This is a genomic window from Pseudalgibacter alginicilyticus, from assembly GCF_001310225.1.
Lineage (GTDB): Bacteria > Bacteroidota > Bacteroidia > Flavobacteriales > Flavobacteriaceae > Pseudalgibacter > Pseudalgibacter alginicilyticus.
This window is the reverse complement of the sequence record NZ_CP012898.1, coordinates 1,812,270-1,831,486: the sequence shown is the minus strand read 5'-3', so window position 1 is coordinate 1,831,486 and position 19,217 is coordinate 1,812,270. Positions and strand designations below refer to the sequence as shown.

The 19,217-nt window shown below is 32.4% G+C and carries 16 protein-coding genes; 8 read left to right on the top strand and 8 right to left on the bottom strand.

The annotated features are described in order from the left end of the window. Window positions 1-7 precede the first annotated feature (7 nt). Window positions 8-727 (bottom strand): peptidylprolyl isomerase, encoded by a 720-nt coding sequence (locus tag APS56_RS07615; RefSeq protein ID WP_054726834.1) that lies wholly within the window; start codon window positions 725-727, stop codon window positions 8-10. Between the two features lie 3 nt (window positions 728-730). Here APS56_RS07615 and APS56_RS07610 point away from each other — a divergent pair, with 3 nt between their 5' ends. The 3 genes from APS56_RS07610 (at window position 731) to APS56_RS07600 (ending at window position 5,209) form a co-directional block, all read left to right on the top strand. Further along, window positions 731-1,372: an NUDIX hydrolase gene (locus APS56_RS07610; protein ID WP_054726830.1), complete on the top strand. Its 642-nt coding sequence runs from the start codon at window positions 731-733 to the stop codon at window positions 1,370-1,372. A 145-nt stretch (window positions 1,373-1,517) separates the two neighbouring features. Continuing rightward, window positions 1,518-2,315 (top strand): lysophospholipid acyltransferase family protein, encoded by a 798-nt coding sequence (locus tag APS56_RS07605; RefSeq protein ID WP_054726828.1) that lies wholly within the window; start codon window positions 1,518-1,520, stop codon window positions 2,313-2,315. Window positions 2,316-2,587: 272 nt separating this feature from the next. Next, complete coding sequence (locus APS56_RS07600) at window positions 2,588-5,209, top strand: MGH1-like glycoside hydrolase domain-containing protein (protein WP_054726826.1); 2,622 nt, start codon at window positions 2,588-2,590, stop codon at window positions 5,207-5,209. A 54-nt stretch (window positions 5,210-5,263) separates the two neighbouring features. On the opposite strand, the gene APS56_RS07595 is transcribed toward APS56_RS07600, so the two are convergent. Beyond that, window positions 5,264-7,336, bottom strand: a complete 2,073-nt coding sequence (locus tag APS56_RS07595; RefSeq protein WP_054726824.1) for a hypothetical protein — start codon at window positions 7,334-7,336, stop codon at window positions 5,264-5,266. A gap of 416 nt (window positions 7,337-7,752) precedes the next feature. On the opposite strand from APS56_RS07595, the gene APS56_RS07590 reads away from it, so the two are divergent. From APS56_RS07590 to APS56_RS07570, 5 genes are all read left to right on the top strand, one after another. After that, window positions 7,753-8,325: a Crp/Fnr family transcriptional regulator gene (locus tag APS56_RS07590; protein WP_054726823.1), complete on the top strand. Its 573-nt coding sequence runs from the start codon at window positions 7,753-7,755 to the stop codon at window positions 8,323-8,325. Window positions 8,326-8,384: 59 nt separating this feature from the next. Further along, a complete protein-coding gene (locus APS56_RS07585) occupies window positions 8,385-9,107 on the top strand; it encodes an acyl-CoA desaturase (RefSeq protein ID WP_054726820.1) in 723 nt (240 codons plus the stop codon). Window positions 9,108-9,360: 253 nt separating this feature from the next. Then, window positions 9,361-10,584 (top strand): DUF3089 domain-containing protein, encoded by a 1,224-nt coding sequence (locus tag APS56_RS07580; protein WP_054726818.1) that lies wholly within the window; start codon window positions 9,361-9,363, stop codon window positions 10,582-10,584. 329 nt (window positions 10,585-10,913) lie between these two features. Continuing rightward, window positions 10,914-13,202, top strand: a complete 2,289-nt coding sequence (locus APS56_RS07575) for a type IA DNA topoisomerase (protein WP_054731262.1) — start codon at window positions 10,914-10,916, stop codon at window positions 13,200-13,202. 92 nt (window positions 13,203-13,294) lie between these two features. Next, a complete protein-coding gene (locus APS56_RS07570; RefSeq protein WP_054726816.1) occupies window positions 13,295-13,903 on the top strand; it encodes a pseudouridine synthase in 609 nt (202 codons plus the stop codon). On the opposite strand, the gene APS56_RS07565 is transcribed toward APS56_RS07570, so the two are convergent. From APS56_RS07565 to APS56_RS07540, 6 genes are all read right to left on the bottom strand, one after another. After that, window positions 13,886-14,290, bottom strand: coding sequence for a DUF3784 domain-containing protein (locus APS56_RS07565; RefSeq protein WP_054726815.1), 405 nt, complete (start codon window positions 14,288-14,290; stop codon window positions 13,886-13,888). The genes APS56_RS07570 and APS56_RS07565 overlap by 18 nt on opposite strands. Window positions 14,291-14,296: 6 nt before the next feature. Continuing rightward, entirely contained in the window at window positions 14,297-14,932 is a 636-nt protein-coding gene (locus tag APS56_RS07560) for a DUF8845 family protein (RefSeq protein WP_054726812.1), read from the bottom strand. Window positions 14,933-14,936: 4 nt separating this feature from the next. Next, window positions 14,937-15,431 (bottom strand): RNA polymerase sigma factor, encoded by a 495-nt coding sequence (locus tag APS56_RS07555; RefSeq protein ID WP_054726807.1) that lies wholly within the window; start codon window positions 15,429-15,431, stop codon window positions 14,937-14,939. A gap of 95 nt (window positions 15,432-15,526) precedes the next feature. Then, window positions 15,527-16,450, bottom strand: coding sequence for a hydroxypyruvate isomerase family protein (locus APS56_RS07550; protein WP_054726803.1), 924 nt, complete (start codon window positions 16,448-16,450; stop codon window positions 15,527-15,529). Between the two features lie 32 nt (window positions 16,451-16,482). Next, complete coding sequence (locus APS56_RS07545) at window positions 16,483-17,811, bottom strand: Gfo/Idh/MocA family protein (RefSeq protein WP_054726800.1); 1,329 nt, start codon at window positions 17,809-17,811, stop codon at window positions 16,483-16,485. A 17-nt stretch (window positions 17,812-17,828) separates the two neighbouring features. Further along, window positions 17,829-18,794, bottom strand: a complete 966-nt coding sequence (locus tag APS56_RS07540) for a formylglycine-generating enzyme family protein (protein ID WP_082379294.1) — start codon at window positions 18,792-18,794, stop codon at window positions 17,829-17,831. Between the last annotated feature and the right edge of the window lie 423 nt (window positions 18,795-19,217).

The following is a 19,217-nucleotide window of genomic DNA, read 5'->3' as shown; positions in this document are numbered from 1 at the left end:
ATGCATCTTAATTAATAATCTCAACTTTTCTTATAAAAATATTTTTGTCAGGCCAATCACCTTCATCAGTTTCTACACCAGCAATTTTATCAACTACATGCATGCCCTTAATTACTTTTCCAAAAATGGTATAATCGCCATCAAGAAAATGTGATCCTCCATGCTGTTGAACAATAAAGAATTCAAATGGAGATGCCAATTTATGTGGATTATCAATTTCACCACTTGGCATAGAAATAACACCTCTGTCATGCTTAAAACCACGTTTAGTGTCAGTAGGCAGTAAGTAACGTCCTATTTCTGTACGTTTTCTTACGGTTTCTCTATCATCACTATTGCCAGCTTGAACCATGAAATTATCAATTACACGATAAAATTGTGTGCCATTAAAATACTTGCGTTTGGTTAGATAAATAAAATTTGCACGATGGAATTTTGTTTCGTTGAAAAGCAAGATATCAATAGATCCAAAATCAGTAGTTATTCGTACTTTGTTTTCTTTATTGTGTTTTTCATATTCTAAAAAAAACTCCATAGCCATGTTAGAATCTGTTAATACAGGAAACTCTGGCTTTTCTTTTGTGTTTGTTGAGTCCTCTTCTATTTTAGTAGATTCAATTATAGTTTCTTTTTGTGTTTCGGTTTTAATCGTTACTTTCTTTTTAGATTGTTTATCTTCACAATTCAAAAATAAAATAGAAAAACAAAAAAGAGCTATTAGTCGCATACGATGAATTTTGATGAGTTTTTAATAAGAATTTCAAAAATAAAAAATATACCGCTTCCAGCCGAATCTTCGCAGTTTAAAATGGCGCCTCCTTATAGACAAGTGCTTCTGGATCAACAAAAAAAAGCTATAAAAACCGCTAAAAAAGCGGGTGTATTGGCATTGTTTTATCCAGATTTTAAAGGACAAACTACCTTAGTGTTAATTTTAAGAAAAACTTATAAAGGTGTGCATTCTGCTCAAATAGGGTTTCCTGGAGGAAAGTTGGAAAAACAAGATGCTTCTTTAGAAGAAACAGCGCTTAGAGAGACTTTTGAAGAATTGGGTGTGCCTATTACTCGTATGGAAGTCGTTTGTGAGTTGTCGCAAATTTACATTCCGCCAAGTAATTTTTATGTACAACCTTTTATTGGAATTTCTAAAACAACCCCAAATTTCATTAAACAAGATAGTGAGGTTGAGGCTATTTTAGAGGTTCCGTTACATCATTTTTTAGACGATAAATTAGTAGCGACTAAAAAGGTATCAACGTCATATAGTGTTGATGTTGAGGTTCCAGCGTTTATTTTAAATAATCATATTGTTTGGGGTGCAACAGCCATGATGTTGAGTGAAATTAAAGACTTGTTAAAACAAATCATCTAGTTTGCTATATTTGCTACCTTTGCACACTCAATATGAATAGGTTTTAGGGGGATTTAGCATTTTTTTTTGTTTTTTTATCATCCAATAATTTTTTTAAATCTAGTCATATTAAACGTTTTAACTAATTTAATTGACACGTAAATTTATGGGACTTTTTAAACGAAATCCATTTGGACATATTCTATTTTTAAAAAAATGGCTTATCAGGATTTTTGGTGTTCTTACACACAGACGTTTCCGAGGCTTTAATGAATTGCAAATAGAAGGGTCTGAAATTATTAAAAGTTTACCTCATACCAATGTATTATTTATATCCAATCATCAAACATATTTTGCAGATGTAGTAGCTATGTTTCATGTGTTTAATGCCAGTTTAAGTGGTCGTGTCGATTCCATTAAAAATATAGGTTATATTTGGGATCCAAAACTAAATATCTACTATGTAGCTGCTAAAGAAACCATGAAGGCTGGTTTGTTGCCAAAAATATTGGCTTATATGGGGTCAATAAGTATTGAGCGTACTTGGCGTTCAGAAGGTAAAGATGTTAATAGACAAGTAAAAATGAGCGATATTTCCAATATAGGAAAGGCTTTGGATGACGGCTGGGTTATAACATTTCCCCAAGGAACTACCACACCTTTTAGACCAATTAGAAAAGGTACAGCTCATGTAATTAAGCGCTATAAGCCTTTAGTAGTTCCTATTGTGATAGATGGATTTAGACGATCATTTGACAAAAAAGGCTTGAGAATTAAAAAGAAAAATATACTTCAATCTTTAGAGATTAAAGCTCCTTTGGACATTGATTACGATAACGAAACTACAGATGACATTGTAACAAAAATTGAATATGCTATTGAGCAGCATCCTTCATTTTTGAAAGTGATTCCTCAAAAAGAAATAGAAGCACTTGAAGCTTTAAATAAACTTAGAGAGTGGTAAGGTTTTTTACTTATTATTTTTTTATTTAAAATATGAGTTAGCCATTTAGATGATGTAATATTTTGTAAGAAATTAAAATAATACAGTTAAAAATAACAATTTAACAATACTTCCTGAGGACTTAGTAACTTGGGTAAAAAAAACTTATTTTTACTTTAGGCCACATTAGAAATCACATTTTTTCAACCTATTAAAAAAAGAGTTAAAAAGAGAGGTTTTATAAGTTAGTGCTCGATTTATTTAATGACATTCAATAATTATATCACTTTAGTATGATTTACAAAGGTTCTGAAGAAGAAAGGTTAGCTGTTGCTGATACCTATAAGCGCTGGAAAAAATGGGGGCCCTATTTGGCAGAAAGACAATGGGGTACTGTTCGAGAAGATTATAGCGAATATGGCGAATCTTGGGAGTTTATTGACCATGAGAAGGCAAGGAGTAATGCTTACCGATGGGGAGAAGAAGGTATTGCGGGATTTTGTGATGCACGCGAAATTCTTTGTTTAGCACCAGCTTTTTGGAATGGGAAAGATACGATTTTAAAAGAGCGTTTATTTGGGTTGACAAACAATCAAGGGAATCATGGAGAAGATGTTAAAGAACTTTATTTTCATCAGGTATCAACACCAACCCATACCTATTCAAAGTACTTATATAAATACCCACATAATCAATTTCCATATTCAGAATTAGTTAATAATAACCGTAGGAGTAGGCATGAGCCTGAGTATGAATTATTAGATACAGGTGTTTTTAAAGATAATGCTTATTTTGATTGCTTTACAGAGTATGCTAAAGCTGATGTTGATGATATTTTAATGAAAATTACAATTGTGAATAGAGGAGCCAAAGCTGCCGATATACATGTGCTTCCTCACTTTTGGTTTCGGAATTTTTGGAAGCATAATAAAAAATATTCACGTCCAAGTATAAAATCTATAGCAAATGATTGTGCGCAATCTAAAAGTAGAAGAAACGGTAACTATTATTTTTATCACGAAAACGGAAAACAGTTGTTTTGTGAAAATGAAACCAATAATAAGCGTATCTATAATTTTGAGAATGATGTTGATTATGTTAAAGATGGTATCAATGACCATGTAGTAAATTCAAAACCTACTGTAAATCCAGAAAAAAATGGTTCTAAAATGGCTGTTTGGCATAAGTTTAAACTCAAAGCTGGTGAAGAAAAAAGTATTAGAGTTAGACTTAGTAAGAAAAAGATAGAAAATCCATGGGAGGATTTTGATGAAATATTTAATGAACGCCTCAAGGAGTGTGAAGATTTTTATAGTAGGATTATAAAAAAAGATTTACCTAAGACACATCAAGCTATTGCAAAAAGTGCTTTTTCTGGTTTGTTATGGACTAAACAATTCTATTATAACGATGTTTTTAAATGGCTTTTTGGTGGTCCTGGAGAAGGTAAACCAAACCGTGTTAACATGCGAAATTATAGTTGGCAACACTTAACCAATAGACATGTTATTTCCATGCCAGATAAATGGGAATATCCATGGTACGCTGCATGGGATTTAGCGTTTCATATGGCATCGTTTGTAGATATAGATCCTTTTTTTGCAAAGGAACAATTGCTATTGGTGCTAAAAGAAAGTTACATGCATCCTAATGGGCAAATTCCTGCTTATGAGTGGAATTTTAGTGATGTAAATCCACCAGTGCATTCATATGCGGTTTGGAATGTTTATGAAAAGGATAAAACGAATACCAATAAACCAGATATAGAGTTTTTAGAAATAGCATTTCAAAAACTTCTAATTAATTTTACGTGGTGGGTAAATCAAAAAGATAAAAGTGGAACTGATCTTTTTGAAGGTGGCTTTTTAGGATTAGACAATATTGGAGTATTTGACCGTAACCATATGCCAGAAGGCATAAACCGAATGCAGCAAGCAGATGCTACCAGTTGGATGGCAATGTTTTCATTAAACATGTTACGCATGTCGTTGGAGCTTTCAAAAACTAATAAGATTTACGAAGAAGCTGCAGCCAAGTTTTTTAGACACTTTTTAAATATTGCTTGGGCAATGCATCATATTGGTAAAAAAGATATTTCACTTTGGGATGATGAGGATAATTTTTATTATGACGTTGTTGAGATGTCTGACGGGAGAACTGATCGATTAAAAGTACGTTCTTTAGTTGGAGTTATTCCTATGTTTGCTGTTGAAATTATACATAAAGACTTATTTGAAGAATTGAAATCATTTAGAAATAGGGCAAACGAAATTATGAGAACGCGCCCAGATTTGGCTTCTTTGATTTCAAATTTAGATGATACCAATGCAGATGATAATTATTTGTTTTCAATCATGCGCGGTTTTAGACTCGAGCATTTGCTTAAGCGCTTATTGGATGAAAATGAGTTTCTTTCAGATTATGGGATTCGTTCACTTTCAAAATATCATGAAAAACATCCATTTGTATTTGAATACCATGGACATTATCAAATTCAGTATGAATCTGGCGAAAGCCAATCTAATATGTTTGGAGGGAATTCCAATTGGCGGGGTCCCATTTGGATGCCTTTAAATTATATGATTATTCAATCTTTACGTAAATATTATACTTTTTACGGTGACAAATATGTTTATGAATTTCCAACTGGTTCGGGTAAAAAAATGAATTTAAAACAAATTGCAAACGAACTAAGTAAACGATTAATTAAATTGTTTGAGAGTAATGAAGATGGCAGGTTTCAATACCATTCAGACGATGCTGATAAGCTTTTCACAAATGACGAACATTTTAAAAATCAGCACCTTTTCTATGAGTTTTTTGATGGCGATAATGGTAAAGGTTTAGGTGCTTCGCATCAAACAGGGTGGACCGCTTTAATTGCTAATTTAATTATGGAAATGGATGACAATTAATTAATAATTTTAGCAACACCATGTGTTTTAAGTTAAGCTGTTCGCTTTTTTAATTTATTTCAACAATTCAGGGTGATTTAATATTAATTCTATTTTTTTAATAATGATAGTAATCTGACTCATTTGAACTTCAATATTTCTAAAAAACAAGCTGATATCTCTATTAACCCAACTTTCGGAAATAACCCTTGCTCCCAGGCTAATTCTTAAAATGGCGCTTTCAATATATGTATTGTATTTTACATTAACAGCTTGTCCTATATGGCATTTTTGGGCTGCGAGTCTAATGATTTCTAAAGGAGCATCTTCAAATTGATTTGATAAATCTGAATTCAATAAAGTGTAAAGTTTTTTTACATTTTTAATGGATAGGGCTTCATTATTTTTAATGATAAAGAAAGGGAAAATAGTTCGGATATTTCGTATGCCAAACTCTTTGCTATTATAGGTATTGGTGTTTGTTTCGTTGTCATATAGAGGTTCTAAAAAAGTAGCGTCTTTTATAGAATCATCAATAAAATTGCAAAACATTTCAATTCCCATGTTTCTATATAAAATAGGGGTTTTAAAATATCTATCCATTTCAACAATGGCAGCATTCCAGCGCATATATGAGCCGTAATTATAGCCTTCGCTTAAATTTTGCGAACAAAACCAAGATGTTGGCCAATCTGAATGGTTGTAATATTTTGTTAAGCCCTTTGGTAGCTTGTTTTTTGCAGATTGGATTGATTTGCTAACAGTTTCAGGAAGAATTAGAGCGCCTGAATAAGGAGGCCCCGTGAAATATTTACTTCCTGTGATGGTAACAATATAACCTTTGTTTAAATAATTTTGGATGTCTTTTGGGTCAAGTCTAAGTTGTGAACCATCCACAATTATCTGTATAGATAATTTGTTGAGAGTGTAGATTTTTTTTATAATAGCTTCACTTGGTGATTGGTAGCCTAATTTAGATTGGTCCATGGTATGCAATACCACGTGTCTGCCTAATGCATTGGTTTTAGAAATGGCATTAAAAACTTCTTCATCCAATTGTGAAGATGATTTTAAAGCGCCGTTTTCATCTCTAAAAGGGATTTTTATTAAATCAATATCTCTAAAGCCTTCAATTTTATCGCCTTTTATAACTGGATAATTTAATGCCGTTGTATTTTCAAAGTGACAACCTTTTAAAGCTCCCGGGACACCACTCCCTGTTTCGTCTGAAGCCACTAAAACATGTGTAATATCTTTATCGGAAATAATTTGTGTAATAGCTGCTATTTGAAGTGAAGAATCTGTGCCTGATGGTGAAAAAATAATTTCAGAAGTATCTTGTAATTTAAAAATTTTCCTAAGATTGTTTTTAAGTAGCTCCGAAAATTCAATGGATGTGTTTTTAAAACCATTTTTTAAGCTATTTCCAATTAATATACTTCTAGCTTTATCTGTTTTATCAAAAGCAAAATTTGAAACACTTGTTGCAGTGGAAGAAGCAAAAGTAAATGCTTCTGGTCTGGGAAAAGGACGGCATCCGTATTTATTTAATAATTGAATTTCATCAATGTTTAATCTTAAGTCGCCACCAGCCATCAATAAATACTCTGTAGGTTTTGCTAGATTAGAAATAATTGGTTTCCAAGAATCTTTAAATGTTGTATTCGTGTTTTTTAGTCCGTGAAATTTTTGTAAGGCTTCATATTTTAATAAAGATTCCGTGTTTAAATCTTCGTTGTCTTTAATTAAATTGATTAAAAAATAATCTAAATCTTTTAGTTTTTCTTTGTCATCTTGAGGTAGTAATTTGTAAAATATTTTGGCAACTTTAAGAGCTGCTACATCACATAAAACGATGTCTTTTTTGTCTTCACCTAAAGCTTTATACCAAAGTTGCCATTCAATACCATATCTTAAATAAACCAGAGCTAAAACAGGTTGATTTAAAAACAATGACCCAATAATAATTGATTTGTTAGGGATAATTTTAAACGCATCAGGTACACTTGTAGAGGTAATAATGTTTATATTATTTATTTTTGGGACCGTATTGAATCGTTTTAAAACACGAACTAAATAGTTCACATTTTCTTTTTCAAATAAAGGGGTTCTTTTGTACTGGTCTTCAATAAGAATATTATTTGTCATAGGTCGTTTTAGTTGATGCGAATACTAATTGGTTAGATGGTTTGTATTGCGTTTACAAAGTAGTAAATTAGGAATTAATGAATAACTACAAGTGCAAAAGTATCGTTTTTTCATTTATTATTTAAAAATTATAGGGTTAGAATGAAACTGTATGTAAATATATTGTGTTATGGATTAGTATGATTTTAAATATTTTTATTAGTTGAAGTTAAGTTTATTAAGTGTTTTATGTTATTATAAGGTTTGTGTAATGGCTTGATCCAAAAAGGAATAGCGTAAATATAATGAGTTTAATAAAATGGTGATTTTACTTAAAAGTAAGTATTAGCTTCATTGCGAGTTCCTTCAATAGTAGAAAATTCCTTTTTTAAACCATTCTAAAATTCCTATTTTGCAAATTCTTATTTTGGGTTTTTATGAGTAAATTAAGAAGTTATTTAGAAACGATCGTGGATGTTGATGATGCAGATTGGAATTATTTTTCATCTCGTCTTATTAAACGGGAATTTCCTAAGAAAAACACCTTCTTGAAAACGGGCAATGTTGAAAATTACATTTCGTTTATAGAAAAGGGATGTGTGCGTTTGTTTATTCCAAAGGCAGAGAATGAAAAAGAAATAACATTTGGTTTTTGTTTGCAAAGTGAATTTGTGAGTGCTTACGATTCATTTTTAACGCAAACGCCTTCGTTATATCAACTTGAAACCTTAATAGATACTACGCTTTGGAGTATTAGTTATGCAGATTTACAAGACGTTTATCGGAAAACTAAAATAGGTAATACCATTGGGCGTTTTACTGCAGAAAAACTGTTTTTAATTAAATCAAGAAGGGAGCAATCCTTATTAAATGAATCGGCAGAACAACGTTATATAAATCTTTTTCATGATCGCCCCAATATTATTAAACATATTCCATTAAAATATATTGCCTCATATATTGGAGTTACTCCACAGGCTTTAAGCAGAATTCGAAAACGTATTTATTAACTTGAGTTCATTGTGTTTAAAAGTCATTATGCCTATTTTCGCCTTTTAAACGGTATTAAATGGAAGTTATATATTTACTGGTGATTTTATGGTATGGAGGCTTATTTTTTCAAACATTTTTCCTTCACAGATATGCGGCACATCAAACATTTTACATGTCTAAAACGGCAGAAAAAGTTACTTATATATTAACATGGCTTTTTCAAGGTTCTAATTATTTAAGTGCTTATGGATATGGGGTTATGCATAGAATGCATCACGCTTATGCCGATACTGAAAAAGACCCTCATTCACCAAAATTTGATGAGAATGTTTTAAAGATGATGTGGCGTACTAAAAATGTGTATCAAGACATTAATCAACAGCGTATTGAAGTTGATGAAAAGTTCACAAAAAATGTACCGCAATGGCTGGCTTTTGATAGAATAGCAAGCTCTAGAATTTCCAGAGTTATTTGGACATTGCTTTATGTTTTGTTCTTTCTGCAATTTGCAACTGCATGGTGGCAATGGTTGTTTTTACCTGTAATAATTTTAATGGCTCCCATTCATGGTGTTATTATTAATTGGTATGCACATATTTATGGCTATGTAAATTTTAAAGTTAAAGACACTTCTAAAAACTTGCTCCCTTTTGATTTTTTAATGATGGGTGAAGCTTATCACAACAATCACCATAAATATGGAGGTCGAGCCAATTTTGGAGTAAGATGGCACGAGTTTGATCCTACTTATTTTATCATGAGAATACTTAATAGGTTGGGAGTTATTAAGCTGATATAGTTGTTGGTGAAGCGTGCTCCAATACGAGGAACCTTGTGGTTTCGTTAGAGTAGTAAGATAGCGTTTTTAGTGTCTTAATGATGAAATTAAAACGAATCAGTGGGCATGCTGCGTTTTTTGCATTGTTAGTAAAAATGTTAAATTTAGCCTAATTGAAGTATTGGAATATTAACACGATTTCGTGCCAAATTATTTATAAAAAACTAAATTAAACTTTTTTGGTTATGAGTAGTCATATATAATAAAAAGCAAAATGAAAGAGCTGATTTTTATATTCCAAATAATTTTAATACTCTCATGTTCTAAGGAAAACGGAAATATTACAGAGAGTGATTTTAATGAAGAAACTATAGAAATCCCCAATTCAACAGTGAGTTATGATGATATGGAAAATTGGTCGTTTCATCCTAATAAAGCAACCATACTACATACTTATAATTTAGATATTGCTGTTATTGATCAAAATTTAGAAATAGAACAAATCATTGATATTTCTAATAATTCCAATGCCAATACTGGGGTTGATGTTTTTTGGGTGCACCCCACAATTTTATCAGATACACAAAATTTTACAGCAGTAGAAGCTATTGCTATAGAAGATCAAGATGCTATTAAAATTGCATTAACCACAATAGCGCAGGGTAGTTTGTTAGCTAAATATGGTAGAATGTTTGCTCCTAGATATAGACAGTCTACAGGTAAAGCGTATAATGATAATGTAGAAAAAGAATTACAAGCAAATGTTATAGCAACATCTTATAGTGATATAAAAGCAGCTTTTCTAAATTATTTAAACAACTACAATAATGGGAATAAAATTATTTTGGCAGGACATTCTCAAGGCTCTTTTTTATTAGGAATGCTTTTAAGAGATTTGTTTGATACAGATGAAAATTTACGAAATAAACTTGTTACAGCAGCATTAGGAGGTATGAGATATGTGTATGCTAAGCAAGGAACATATAAAGGGGGATGGTGGGAAAACATTCCTTTATGTACAGCAATAAATGAATGTGGTTGTATTAGTAACTGGAATTCAATGGATGAAGAACAAGCTATCTCAGATATTAATTACGGATTACCTGAGTTTAATCCTTATCTCATAAATAGTGGACTTGTTTACAGAGCATTTGATGAAACACAAGATTGGATTATTCAAGATTTTAGTTACTACGGAGAAACTGCTACGTCTTTGAAAAATTACATAGCTCCTGATACCAGTTATAATCTTGCTGATGATAGTAATTTTATAGCATTCAATGATTTGTATTTAGTAAGGTTTAAAAGAGAGAATTCACAAAAAATAGTTTTAAGTGTAGCTTATGCTCCACTTCAAAACGATCAAAGACCTAATGATTTGGCAAATGCCCAAAGCCATCCTAATTATTCAAATTTTGGGTATCATACTAAAGATTATCATATTTATTTATGGGCTCTGATGGATCAAATAGATCAAAAACTAAGTAATTGTGAATAAATAAATATCTATCGTAGCAATATATTTCTTATAATCATATGATTTATTGTTGATTTAACTTGTTTTAGACTAAGTATGCTGCCTGTCATTTTGTTTATTTTACCAAGTAGCTAATCTCAATTTGTATTCTAAACTGCACTTTTTTTTAGTTACGTTTTAATGGTTAATAACTACTAATAATTCCTTTTTAAGAATCAGTCTTAAATTTCTATTTTGCAACGCCTCATTTGAAATGAATACAAAAAATATCTATAATTAAAATTTCAATATTTAAAGGGGTAATTATATAGATGCTATATGTGGCAGATAAAAAACGATAGATGAAACGCATGAAAGTATGTATTGCCGAAAAACCAAGTGTTGCCCGTGAAATAGCTTCTGTATTAGGAGCCAATACCAAACGCGATGGTTATTTTGAAGGTAATGGTTATGCCGTTACCTATACTTTTGGGCATTTATGCACGCTTAAAGAACCAAATGATTATAAGCTTTATTGGAAAAGTTGGGATTTAAACAACCTTCCTATGCTTCCTGAAAAATTTGAAATTAAAGTGGTATCAAATTCGGGTATTCAAAAGCAATTTAAAATTGTAAAAAGTTTATTTGATCAAGCTGATGTAGTTATAAATTGTGGGGATGCGGGTCAAGAAGGAGAGTTGATTCAACGTTGGGTGATGAATGAAGCCAACTATAAAGGCGAAGTAAAACGCCTTTGGATTTCATCATTAACTGCCGAAGCCATCAAAGAAGGTTTTGAAAATTTAAAACCATCAAAAAACTATGATAATTTATACTACGCAGGTTTTTCCCGTGCTATTGGTGATTGGTTATTGGGCATGAATGCTACTAGATTGTATACGGTTAAGCATGGGGGATATAAGCAAGTGTTGTCCGTAGGTCGCGTCCAAACTCCAACTTTGGCCATGGTGGTTAATCGTTTTAAGGAAATAGAGCACTTTAAGCCACAGCCCTATTGGGAATTACAAACTATGTATCGTGAAACTTTATTTAGTTACGAGGAAGGACGTTTTCTTAAAAAAGAAGATGGTGAAGTATTGGCCAATAAAGTAAAAGAAAGTGATTTTGAAATTGTTTCCATCCAAAAGAAAAAGGGTAATGAATATGCACCTAAATTGTTTGATCTAACGGGACTACAAGTATATTGTAATACTAAATTTGGGTTTTCAGCAGATGAAACTTTGAAATTGGTTCAAACATTATACGAGCAAAAAGTGGTCACCTATCCAAGGGTAGATACCACTTTTTTACCAAATGATGTTTATCCAAAAGTAGCAGGAATTCTTAAGAATTTAACTAATTATTTTGCTTTAACGGAACCGCTTTTAGGAAAGAAAATAAAAAAATCAGCCAAAGTTTTCAATGATAAAAAAGTAACAGACCACCATGCTATCATTCCAACGGGGGTTCAAATTAAACTGCAATACAACCAACAACAAGTTTATGATATAATTGTTAAGCGTTTTATAGCCGTGTTTTATGAGGATTGTTCAGTGTCAAACACAACCGTTATTGGTCAAGCTGCTCAAGTGTCATTTAAAACAACAGGCAAAGAAATTTTAAAAAAAGGTTGGCGCATTGTATTTGAATCTCCAGATTTTAAAGAAAAAGAAACAGGTATTTTGCCTGCTTTTATTAAAGGCGAAAAAGGGCCACATGAGCCTTCATTTTTAGAAAAAGAAACTAAGCCACCTAATCAATTTACGGAAGCATCATTATTACGTGCTATGGAAACTGCAGGAAAGCAGGTTGATGATGAAGAGTTGCGCGATTTAATGAAAGAAAATGGTATTGGTAGGCCGTCCACCCGAGCCAATATTATAGAAACACTTTTTAAAAGGAAATACATAAAACGTAATAAAAAACAAGTTTTGCCAACAGTAACTGGGATTCAATTGATTGATACCATCCAAAATGATTTATTAAAATCGGCAGAACTAACAGGTTCATGGGAGAAACAATTAAAAGATATTGAAAAAGGCGAGTTTAGTGCCAGCGCTTTCATAAAAAACATGAAACATATGGTTGATGCTTTAGTATATGAAGTACGTAGCGAAACCAAACGAGCTAATATTTCGCAAGCAAATGTTATTAAAAATAGAACAGTAACAGCTTCTGTTAAAAAAACTGCGGGTATTTTGGCTGAGGTTTGTCCCAAATGCAAAAAAGCGACTATAATAAAAGGAAAATCTGCTTATGGCTGTGGAGCGTTTAAATCTGGTTGCAACTTTGTGTTACCTTTTAGTTTTGATGGGAAAAAAATATCAGAAAAGCAATTTTTAAGATTGCTTAAAAAAGGAAACACTGTTAATTTAAAAGGATTTAAAAGGAAAGAAGGACTTGTTGAAGGTTTGCTTCGTTTTGATGATGATTTTAATCTTAAATTGGAACCAAAATTAAGACCTGCAATAACAAAATCAGATGAGTTGATTTGTCCTAAATGTAAAGAAGGAACGGTCATTAAAGGAAAAAAGGCATACGGCTGTAGCAATTATAAATCGGGATGTGATTTTAAAGTTACGTTTGATTTTGTAAGAACCAAAATAAATGGACAAAAGCCTACAAAAGAATTGGTTTTTAAAATCTTAAGAGACGTATAAGTATTACAAATAAAGTAGAATTTGGAATACGGTATAGCTTGAACTTAGTTTTTTAAAAACAATTTGATGTGTCAATTATTTCTTATTTCAATATGGCTAACAAAATAACTATGGATAAAGTTGAGCATAAACATTTTGTAATTTACAAACCATATGGTTATTTAAGCCAATTTATAAGTAATGCCTCCAAACAAAAATCAAAAAAATTTTTAGGGACATTGTTTGATTTTCCAAAAGACATTATGTCTATTGGACGATTGGATGAAAAATCGGAAGGATTGCTGTTGTTGACTACTGATGGTAAAATAAGCGATTATGTAAATAGTCAAAAAGTAGGTAAAGAATATTATGCTCAGGTGGATGGCAATATCTCAGAAGCTGCTATTGAGCAATTAAAAGTTGGAATTGAAATTGGTTTCAATGGTAAAAAATATAGAACAAAACCATGTGAAGTTTTTAAATTGGACGAAAGTCCTAAATTTCCAATACGCTCTCAAAAAATTCGTGATGCTAGACATGGGCCAACCTCGTGGATTTCATTGACATTACATGAAGGAAAATTTAGGCAGGTACGTAAAATGACATCGGCAGTTGGTTTTCCAACTTTGCGTTTGGTTCGGGTTCGTGTTGGAAAGATTCTTTTGGGAAATATGGATGTGGGTGAGGTTTTTGAGGTTCTTGATTTAAAAGAACTCCTTTAGAAGTACCATTATTATGATAAATACTAAAATTGCTATCATAAAAAGTTGTATCCATTTATTAGTTTGCTTTACTTGTTTTTTGTAAAATATGTTACTTTTTTGAATGAAATAAATATATGCAACAATAGGATAGAGACTTATAAAAAGTATGGCTGCTTTTTTGCTTATAAAATAAAAGAGTAATAAACCCCCAAACATACAGGTTAAACCTAAAATAATATGAAATTTTTTAAAGAAAGGGATATACGCTTTTATATCAAATTTCTTTTGCTCTTCTTTGCTCATAGTGTTGTAGCCAGATAGAATTTGTGAAGCGTTATTTTCTGTAACGGCATAAGCTACTACTATAAATATTAAGCTAACTCCTATGATAGTGTAAATCATCATTTAGTTTTAAATTTCAATTTTTTTAAGTTCTTTGTAATTCTGATTCAGGCGTTTTAGTAATAATCCATAAATGAGTTTGTAAAATATCCAAATTATAAACACAAAAATAGCTGTTGATATTAAAACAATACTGAGCATGATGAGTTTCTCACTGTTAGTAATTTTATATAATTTGGAAGCTATTTCTGGGTTTTTAGTTAAGCCAAAATAAAAGCCAATACTCATGGCTATAAAAGCTAGAGTTAAATTGTAAAGCACATAATATTTAATAATCTTTCGGGTTTTTAAAATGCTTTTCATTAGTTTTTTAGCATTATCTGTAACAGAAATAGCTTGGTGTGATTTAAATAACAAATAAATAAAAAGAAGAATAATACCATAAGATAATATGTTAATTGCAGTAAATATAAATGGACTGCCATAAACCATATTAAGCTTTTCTCTGTATTCAATTGATGTAAATAGAGGTATTGTATTAATTAAAATCCAAAAAATAAGTTCCGCAACACTAATGTAAAAAAGAGTTTTTACAATAGAAGAAGATTTTTTGTGAAGCATAGGATATATCTCGTTTTGAGATAAGTGTTTTTGGTTTTTATCCTGCCTGTTCCAGTCTTTTTTTAATAGATCTAATCCTTCCATAAGCTCAGGAATTTAAAATGGTTTTAAGTTTCGTTTTTATTCTATTCATTTTCACACGGGCATTCACTTCACTAATTCCCAAAGTTTCACTTATTTCTCTATAATCTTTGTCTTCTAAATATAAGAAAACAAGAGCTTTTTCAATATCATTTAATTGGTGTATAGCTTTATATAGTATTTTCAATTGCTGTTCTTCTGTATCATCATAATCTTCTGCTTTTATTTTAAAAGCAATCCCCTCAAAATCTTGAGTCTTAATGGTTCGTTTAGATTTTCTGTATAAGGTAATGGCAGTATTTAGCCCTATCCGATACATCCACGTACTAAACTTTGCTTCGCCACGAAATTTTGGATAAGCACGCCATAGCTGAATGGTTATTTCTTGAAATAAATCGTTGTGAGCGTCATAATTATTAGTATATAAACGGCATACTTTATGCACAATGTTTTGATGCTTTTCCAGCAATTCAACAAAATTATGTTCAAGTTCTTTATTCAATGTAAAGGGTTGGTTGCCTATAAGTAGTTTAATGTATTAAAAAGTTACAAGTATTAAAAAAATATTTGAAAAAATATTTTTTTAATTTCAGTTTGTTAAAAATTATCGATTGTTCTGTAGGCATTGATAACTGCTAATTCTCCTTCTAAGCCTTCTATAGAGTTACCGTGTTCCATACCCAATATACCATTGTATTGTCTTGAATGAATGTATTTGAATATGTTTTTATAGTTGATTTCACCTGTTGTTGGTTCTTTTCTTCCTGGATTGTCTCCTATCTGAAAATATGCAATTTCGTCCCAAGTAAGGTCAATATTTCTAATAATATGGCCTTCTGTTTTTTGAAGGTGAAAGATGTCGAATAGAATTTTGCAGGATGGACTGTTTACCGCTTTGCAAATCATATAGGTTTGGTCAGATCTTTGTAAGTATAAATCTGGTGAATCGGATAAAGGTTCTAAAACCATTGTCAATCCATGTGGTTCCAAAATGTCGGCTCCTCGGCGTAAGGCTTCAATAACATGACCATCTTGAATGCCTATGGGTAATTTTCTGTGGTACCCACCAGGAACAACGGTCATCCATTTTGCGTTAACGCGTTTGGCGACTTCAACCGCTCTTTTGCAACCGTCTAAAAAGATATCGACGTGTTCTTTTGTGCCATCCGCAAGCGTGTTTTGCATATTTCCGCCTTTGTCGATAACAAAAACACCCATGGTCATATTCCGTTTGGCAAGTGTTTCCCCAATTTTGGTTTGCAAGGAAACATCTCTTTTCATCATTTGGTTGTCTTCAAATGCTGTAAAACCTTGGTCGGCCATAAAGTTTATTTGGTCTATGGGGTCGTTACCAGCATGATGTTTAAACATGCCCAAATGTGGTGCGTAATTTAGTTTAAACGTATTGGCGTTATTTATAGGGTTGGATTTGCTTGAATTAAAAGCATGTATTGTTGAAATACCAATGCCCAATGCAGATGCTGCTACCGTACTTTTTTTTATAAATTGTCTTCTTTCCATAATATGGGTTTTAACTGATCAAGAGATTTTAATTAATAAAATTTAGTTTTTCCAGGAACTGGAATCGGGTAGTCTCCAGAAGCGTCGGGTACTATTGGTGGTATGGAATCGAATGACAATTCATCTTCGTTAGGCACCAAAATATGCTCTGCGGCCATGGCTTTTTCCCATGTAATTTCTTGTCCTGAATAGGTTGCCATGCGTCCTATAATGGCAGTCATAGTACTTTTTGCGCCGTATTCTGTATCGTTAATGACTTCTCCACTTCTTATGGCTGCAAAAAGTCTGTCGTGTTCTACTTGGTAAGGGTTTTTGTCGTTTTCGGAATTGTGTGTATAAATGTGATTGCCAGAATATGATTTTATTTTGGTATCGCTAGCGCCACTAGTATGGCATGTGCCTTCGGTACCCTGAAAGGTTTCGGAAACACGACTTAAGCAGCCTCTTTGATGTCTGCATTGACTTGAAATTATGGCACCGTTGGCATATTCGAATTCTACAAAATGGTGGTCGAATATTTGTCCGTGGTCTTTGCCGTTTCTTACTTCTCTGCCTCCCATGCCTTGTGCCTTTATAGGGTAGCTTCCTAAAAACCAATTGGCAACATCAATATTATGTACGTGCTGTTCTAATATGTGGTCGCCACAAAGCCAATTAAAATAGTACCAATTTCGCATTTGGTATTCCATTTCGGTCCAGTTTTCTTGACGTGGTTTTACCCAAACCCCACCACTGTTCCAATATACTTGTCCTGAAACAATGTTCCCGATAGCACCTTCTTGAATCAGGCTATTTGCTTTTTGGTAATTAAATTGATAGCGTCTTTGAAGACCTAACACAACATTTAACTTTTTATTTTGGGCGACTTTGGCTGCTTCCAAAACTTTTTTGATTCCAGCAACATCCGTAGCTACGGGTTTTTCCATAAAAATATGTTTGCCTTGGGCAACCGCATATTCAAAGTGTTGTGGCCTAAAACCGGGTGGCGTTGTTAGAATGACTACATCGGCCTCATCAATGGCTTTTTTATAAGAGCCAAAGCCTACAAATTTCTTTGATGGTTTTACTTTGATTCTACTGGAATCAAACATTTTGTTCAGATTTTCAAAAGAAGAATCCAATCGGTCCAGAAAAGCATATGCCATGGCTACAAGTTGTACGTTGGCATCTGCTTTTAAAGCTTGGGTAACGGCACCGGTACCCCTGCCGCCACAACCAACAACGGCCAGTTTTAATTTTTTTTCTTTGGCTTTAAAAGTGGTGGCTGTTAAAACAGAAGGCGCTAGAATGATACCTCCTGTAATTAGTGAAGTGTTTTTTACAAAATGGCGTCTTGATAAGGTGTTTTTTTTAAGTGTCATAATGGTGTGTTTTTGTTTTAAAAATCCATCATGGCATCTAGCCAATAGGATTCTATTTCTTTTTTAGTTGGTTGAATTTTTGGTCTAACAATTCTAAACCCTATAAACGGGGCATCGGTATGCCACCAATTGCTTTTAGGAATTTGTGGGTCTCTTCGTTTCCAAATGGCTTTGGATTGCTGTCTGGATGTACAGCATAATTTATTGGCTGTATCTTTCCAAGAGCCTCCACGCAATACGCGAGGGTATAATTCTGTGGGTTTGTTCCAAGGGTTTTTTGTTGGAGATTCAGCATAATAACTTGTGCTATATTGGTCTAAAACCCATTCGGAAACATTGCCAAGCATATCGTAAATGCCTAAGCTGTTTGGCGATTTCAATCCTGTTTTTTCGTATTTTTCGTTGGAATTTTCTTGATGCCACGCAATACTGTCTAAGGATGCTGTTTTGTCGGTATTCCCTTTTTTGCATGCATATTCCCATTCGGCTTCTGTTGGTAGTCTGTAAAAGATACCGGTTTTTGCTGTTAGCCATTTACAGAACATGAGTGCTGCATATTGCGTCATGTTTACAGCAGGAGCTGATGCTTTGCCCATATTAAAGCTCATGTCGACATAAGGCGGTGTAGCTCCAGAAATGCCGTCAATACCCATAGCTTTAAGACCTTTTTTATCAATGAATTGCGAGTTGTCTATGTTGGCATATACAAATGTGTCATATTGTTCCCAAGTAATTTCATATTTACCTATCCAAAAATCATCGAGTTTTACTTTATGGTTAGGTTTTTCATCAGCTTTTCTTGTTATGTCCTCTTCAAGTGCCCCCATGGTAAAACTACCTCCTTTAATTGCTACTAATTCAATGCTTATATTTTCATTGGTTATTGCTTGTGTGTAATTCTGAAAATCTTGGGCATTTAGATGAATACCATGATTAAAGAGGTATAATACGCATCCAAAACTTAAAAATTGGCTTAATTTCATGAAGTAATTAATTAAGATTGTAGTATTTCAATATTATAGAATTAACTGGTTGGCTCACAATTTGAAGTAGAATCCTCCCTTTTTTTAATAGCTTGTTTTTTTTGGATTCCCAATAGTATTCATATAAATCGTTGTCATTAAAAAGTGATACCCATTTTTTTGTAGGGATAATTGTGGTTTGCTCTTTTAATTTGTAATGTGTTAAGAGTAATGTGGAGAAGTTGAGGGTAAATAATTTCAAGTAGTGATTCATGGTGTTTTACAGTGGGTTGTTATAGGCTAAATTATGTTTTTAAAAGCATTTAAGTGTTCTTGCGTTTTTTCTAAAGTCAATGTTTTAGATAGCATTTAAAATTATGAGCGTTGAGTCAATTCGAAATTAATTGATGAATTTATTATTAATTATTCAAAATTTAAAGTATT

Bases quoted from the DNA above. Each gene is read 5' to 3' on its own strand.
- APS56_RS07570 (WP_054726816.1), top strand. From the start codon at position 13,295: ATGGCTAACAAAATAACTATGGATAAAGTTGAGCATAAACATTTTGTA.
- APS56_RS07610 (WP_054726830.1), top strand. From the start codon at position 731: ATGAATTTTGATGAGTTTTTAATAAGAATTTCAAAAATAAAAAATATA.
- APS56_RS07540 (WP_082379294.1), bottom strand. From the start codon at position 18,794: ATGAAATTAAGCCAATTTTTAAGTTTTGGATGCGTATTATACCTCTTT.
- APS56_RS07615 (WP_054726834.1), bottom strand. From the start codon at position 727: ATGCGACTAATAGCTCTTTTTTGTTTTTCTATTTTATTTTTGAATTGT.
- APS56_RS07550 (WP_054726803.1), bottom strand. From the start codon at position 16,450: ATGGAAAGAAGACAATTTATAAAAAAAAGTACGGTAGCAGCATCTGCA.
- APS56_RS07565 (WP_054726815.1), bottom strand. From the start codon at position 14,290: ATGATGATTTACACTATCATAGGAGTTAGCTTAATATTTATAGTAGTA.
- APS56_RS07580 (WP_054726818.1), top strand. From the start codon at position 9,361: ATGAAAGAGCTGATTTTTATATTCCAAATAATTTTAATACTCTCATGT.
- APS56_RS07605 (WP_054726828.1), top strand. From the start codon at position 1,518: ATGGGACTTTTTAAACGAAATCCATTTGGACATATTCTATTTTTAAAA.
- APS56_RS07585 (WP_054726820.1), top strand. From the start codon at position 8,385: ATGGAAGTTATATATTTACTGGTGATTTTATGGTATGGAGGCTTATTT.
- APS56_RS07545 (WP_054726800.1), bottom strand. From the start codon at position 17,811: ATGACACTTAAAAAAAACACCTTATCAAGACGCCATTTTGTAAAAAAC.
- APS56_RS07595 (WP_054726824.1), bottom strand. From the start codon at position 7,336: ATGACAAATAATATTCTTATTGAAGACCAGTACAAAAGAACCCCTTTA.
- APS56_RS07590 (WP_054726823.1), top strand. From the start codon at position 7,753: ATGAGTAAATTAAGAAGTTATTTAGAAACGATCGTGGATGTTGATGAT.
- APS56_RS07575 (WP_054731262.1), top strand. From the start codon at position 10,914: ATGAAAGTATGTATTGCCGAAAAACCAAGTGTTGCCCGTGAAATAGCT.
- APS56_RS07560 (WP_054726812.1), bottom strand. From the start codon at position 14,932: ATGGAAGGATTAGATCTATTAAAAAAAGACTGGAACAGGCAGGATAAA.
- APS56_RS07600 (WP_054726826.1), top strand. From the start codon at position 2,588: ATGATTTACAAAGGTTCTGAAGAAGAAAGGTTAGCTGTTGCTGATACC.